Source organism: Deltaproteobacteria bacterium, assembly GCA_016210005.1.
GTDB lineage: Bacteria > Desulfobacterota > Binatia > HRBIN30 > JACQVA1 > JACQVA1.
Genome location: JACQVA010000079.1, coordinates 1 through 4,256, shown reverse-complemented (window position 1 = coordinate 4,256; position 4,256 = coordinate 1). Strand labels below are relative to the sequence as shown.

The following is a 4,256-nucleotide window of genomic DNA, read 5'->3' as shown; positions in this document are numbered from 1 at the left end:
CTTGTCCATAGCGCCAAACGCCAAACTGGATTCCCGCTTTCGCGGGAATGACGGCCTTTCGCGGGAATGACGGCCATAACACCGAACCACGTTACCCACAAATTTGTCGCGCACCCCACCCCAGCCCTCTCCCCGCACGACGATGCGGGGAGAGGGAGCGGAGTCGTAGAGATGCGGGGAGAGGGAGCGACACGCGAAGGGGCGCCGGTAGAGCGATGGCGCACGGGTAGGACGCCGATGCCTACAAGGCGCTGCGGATCGCGGTGGCGGCGATGGCGGCGAGCGTGAGGCTCGACGCGGCGCGCTCGACTTAGAGGCTGTGAAAAACTCGGAGTGGTGGAGCAATGCTCGACCCCTCAACCATGATGCCATTCGCTCCGCCTTCCGATCTTGAGGGCGGGAGCGGTGCTCCCGCCGCACTTCGTCGTGACCGTGGGCGCATCGTTGATTTCCTCACAGGCTCTTGGTCGCCATCTCGCTGAACGACGCGGCGCGGAAGGCGTTACAGAGCATGGATCTTTGTCGAGGTTCCGCAATCCCTTTGTAGCCAGCGGCCGAAAGCACTGCATTTACGGCATCCAGTGGGTTCTCGGACGTTCGTAATTCGCTTGCAAACCAGCGTTGGCTGCTGCAGCATTCCCGCCATGTGAGCGCAAAGGCCGCGCCGGGGTTTGGCGACGGCAAGATGGTGATCCTCGGCGTACGAGACGTTCAGTTTCGAGAGGTCGGAGGGCGTCATGAACCGAAGACAACTGTTTGGCCTGGTCATCGCGCTGGCGGCCCCGAGGCTGGCGAGCGCCGAGGGGCTGATCTATCGCGACGGGGCTACCGGCCTCAGCAAGGCGATAGTCTCAAGCGGCGATACCAAGGCGGCCGGCCTCTGCGTTGGCTCCACCTTCGCCGGCTTTCCGATCTCGGCCAAAGCGACCATTGACAGCGTTGGGGCGGGACCCTGCGGAACAGCCAAAACCCTGGCGTCGTTCTCGGCCAAATTCAAGGTCCCGGCGCTGCCAAGCGCGAACACGGGCATCTTTCTTTACGATGCCGCGACCGGAGCAATCATCGACGTAGTGGGCGAGGGAGATCCGACCCCGCTCGGCGCTGGTACGACGTGGGGAGACTTTGGCGGCAACAACCCGGCGGTGGTCATCGAGGAGGCGCCCGCGTGCATAGCCCATGTCTTTTTCCGGGCCAAGGTAGAGGGGGCGCCAGCGGCGTCCGACACCGGGATTTTCGCCGCGCGCTTTTCCCTGCCTGGGCTGGCCCTGGTGTGGACGGGAGCTTACTTCGTCGAAGGCGGCGGGGGCACTGCGCTGCCATTTCCTGCCGGGTCAGTCTGGGGAGATTTCCCGGCATCGACCAAGATCGACGCGGTTAGCGGCGCAGGCAGTGGGACATTCAAGTTAGGCTTTCGCGCCCAAGTCACCGGCGCCGGGGTGACTAACAGCAACGACACCGGCTTGTTCTTGTACCGTGACGAGAGCGAGGCGCTGTACACGGCGGCGCGCGAAGGTGACCCCACGTGCGTGCCGACCTGGCCGGGCGGGGGAGCGGTGTTTGACGACTTCCCCGCCAGCTTGCCGGTGGTGGTCGCCGACGCCGGAGTACCTTTCGCCATGTTTCGCGCCAAATCCAGGGGTGGGCCGATGGCCAGCGACACTGCCATTGTGGTTGCGTACCCAGCCCCGACTTGCGGCACCGTTGGGGCTGCTAGTGAAAACGACTTAGCGCCTGTGGGCGGTCTATATGCCGATTTCCCCGCGAGTACCAAGGTGGCAACAACCGGCGGGTACGGCGTGTTCACTGCCAGAGTCACCGGTGGACCGGGAGCCACGAAGGTTCTGGTGCTCAACTTGACTACGGCCGTGGCGCGCCAGGGCATGCCCGACAGCGCGCTGGGGGCGCTCCCGATCAGTCTGCCGGCGGATCCGGGCCTAACCGTAAACGACGCAGGCACCGTCATGTTCAACATGACGGTATCGGGCTATCCGACGGGCTTATTCGCTTACAACTCGGGACTCGGGGTCGTGCCGGCACAGGCAGTGACCTTCGGCTGCCGCAATGCCCAGATCGACGACCTCGGCAACTCCACGGCGCGTTGTCCGTAACGGCTCGGCAGTGGCAAGTTGGCGCGACTTGGCTGCGCAATCACTGCCTCACAATGGCAGCGCGGTGCGAAACAAGATGAAGCGGCCGAGGAACTCGCCGACCAGTACGGCTAGGATCGCGATGTAGAAGAGCCCGGTGGCGGCCATCGTCTGCGGGACCTTGAGCGTTTCCCGGATCATCCAGGCGAGCCCCGCCGAGGCCAGCGGGCCGAGCAGTAGCCGGAGACCGAGCAGCAGACGATGGTCCGCCAGCAGGTGGCTGAGGCTTACACCGGTCTCGGCGCTGCCGGCGATGGCCAAGCATAGCGGGCCGATCAGCAACAGCCCGGCCTGCGCGACCAGTACGCGGATGAACAATTTCAGCATGCGCTCGAACGGCGCGAGCGGCAGATGGCGATCGATGAGATACCAGTGTCCGAGCAGCATGCCCGTGGTCACGGCGCCGAGCAGCAAGGCGGAGATGATGAAGCTGAGCGGATAGAGCACGGTTTCCACCGACACCATCGGCGCGCGGCGATAGAGCTGGGCGCTGACAACCAGCGCCAGCAGCCCGCTCATCCATGTGGCCACAAAGGCGCGCGCCCGCAGCACCACCCGCTCGCCCCAAAGGCTTAGCAGATAGCCCGTCGCCGCCAGTACCAGCGCCCACCACAGGCCGGCCGCAAACCACTGCGCGGTGCTGCTTGCGGTCGCTTGCAACAACAGCGCAGTGTTGCCGGCAGCGGCAAGCAGGGCGACGAACAGGTACACCGCGGCGCTCGACTTGTAAAAGCCGCGCTCGATCTGGTGGAATGGCGGCACGCTGAGGGCGAGGAAGCCCCCGACCGCGAGCTGACCAAAGACCAGTAGGAAACAACGAGGAAAAAGATCCACGGTGGCGCGGATGCTAGAAGAGCGGCAATCAAGACTCAAGCTCGGACCTGGTCGGAGAAATGGCTACCGGCCGCAAATCCCCCATCCGCGAGTCGCGGCGGCCGGCGATCGTCGCTTCGACACCCGTCTATCTGGAAGACTCCTAGGGGCGGCGGCGCTGTTGGCGTTCGTCGCATGCAGTGCAACTCAGACCCGCCCGGGGCCGAACGCCCACTTGCTGGCGGGCGTGCCGTTCTTTTCCCAGTCCGCACGCCAGTGTGGCCCGGCCGCGCTGGCCGCACTGGTCAGCTTCTTGGGGCCGCCGACTTCGCCGGATCAAATCGCCGCAGAGATCTACCAACCCGACAGTGGCGGTACTTCGAGCGTCGCAATGCTGGCGTACGGCGCGCGCCACCAGCTCCCCCTGCAAGTCATCCGCGGCCAGCTCGACGACGTCTACGCCGAAATCGACGGCGGCCGGCCGCTGATCGTACTGCATCGCGCCGGCTTTCCGTTCCGCGACTACCACTACGTGGTGGTCACCGGCTACGACCCTGCCGCCGGCCGCCTTTACGGCTACTCGGGCCGCGACGCCCAGGCGAGTTGGACGGAAGCGGATTTCTCGCGTCGCTGGGCGCGAGCCGATCACTGGACGCTAACGTGGAGCGGGCGCAGCCAGATCACGCGTGGTGCGCCAGACCATCGCACCAGCGAACAAGATCAGGCCAACCCCCGCAAAGGTGAATAGCTGACCGCCGGTCCGGACGACCTGGTAGAAGTCCACCTTGGCATCGGTGGCCGCGCGGGCATCGGTGCCTTGCTGCAATGGCCGCAGCAGCTTGGCGTTGGTCCGCGCGTTCAGCTCGCCGAACTCCTCGAAGCTTCCCAAGCTCTCGACCTCGGCGCTTTGGACTCGGCTCTCGTCGTACTCCGCCAGCCGGATGTAGGCGACCGACCAGTTCCCGACTCCTAGCACCAGCATCACTAAGCCGGCGACGAACGCGGAATGGCGGATCAGCGGCATGCCGAGCGATATGCCACCGCCTGCCAACCTTAGCAAGCTCGGCACGGCCGCGCCCCCCCAGCCCCCAGCTGGGTGTGCGACAAATCTGCGGGTAACGTGCCGACCGGGCAAATCCTCACCCGTCTGACAGTACTGTGTACTGTCAGGCCGAGGCCCATGGCCGAAAGGGGACGCAATTTGTCATTTCCCGCGAAAGCGGGAATCCTCGGCACCTGCTCGCTACGACCCGCCAGCGCTACACGATCTCGTCATAGAGGTCTCGCCAGTCCGGG

Annotated in this window: 4 protein-coding genes; 2 read left to right on the top strand and 2 right to left on the bottom strand. The window is 65.1% G+C overall.

The window, feature by feature from the left end:
- Positions 1-737: 737 nt before the first annotated feature.
- Positions 738-2,108, top strand: coding sequence for a hypothetical protein (locus HY699_08295; protein MBI4515801.1), 1,371 nt, complete (start codon positions 738-740; stop codon positions 2,106-2,108).
- 48 nt (positions 2,109-2,156) lie between these two features.
- Here the strand turns inward: HY699_08295 and HY699_08290 are convergent, their stop codons facing one another.
- Positions 2,157-2,981, bottom strand: coding sequence for a hypothetical protein (locus HY699_08290; GenBank protein MBI4515800.1), 825 nt, complete (start codon positions 2,979-2,981; stop codon positions 2,157-2,159).
- 1 nt (position 2,982) lies between these two features.
- Here HY699_08290 and HY699_08285 point away from each other — a divergent pair, with 1 nt between their 5' ends.
- A complete protein-coding gene (locus HY699_08285; protein ID MBI4515799.1) occupies positions 2,983-3,708 on the top strand; it encodes a C39 family peptidase in 726 nt (241 codons plus the stop codon).
- Here HY699_08285 and HY699_08280 read toward each other — a convergent pair.
- A complete protein-coding gene (locus HY699_08280; protein MBI4515798.1) occupies positions 3,616-3,984 on the bottom strand; it encodes a hypothetical protein in 369 nt (122 codons plus the stop codon). The two genes, HY699_08285 and HY699_08280, sit on opposite strands and share 93 nt — an antisense overlap.
- Positions 3,985-4,256 lie beyond the last annotated feature (272 nt).

Bases quoted from the DNA above. Each gene is read 5' to 3' on its own strand.
- HY699_08280 (MBI4515798.1), bottom strand. From the start codon at position 3,984: ATGCCGCTGATCCGCCATTCCGCGTTCGTCGCCGGCTTAGTGATGCTG.
- HY699_08295 (MBI4515801.1), top strand. From the start codon at position 738: ATGAACCGAAGACAACTGTTTGGCCTGGTCATCGCGCTGGCGGCCCCG.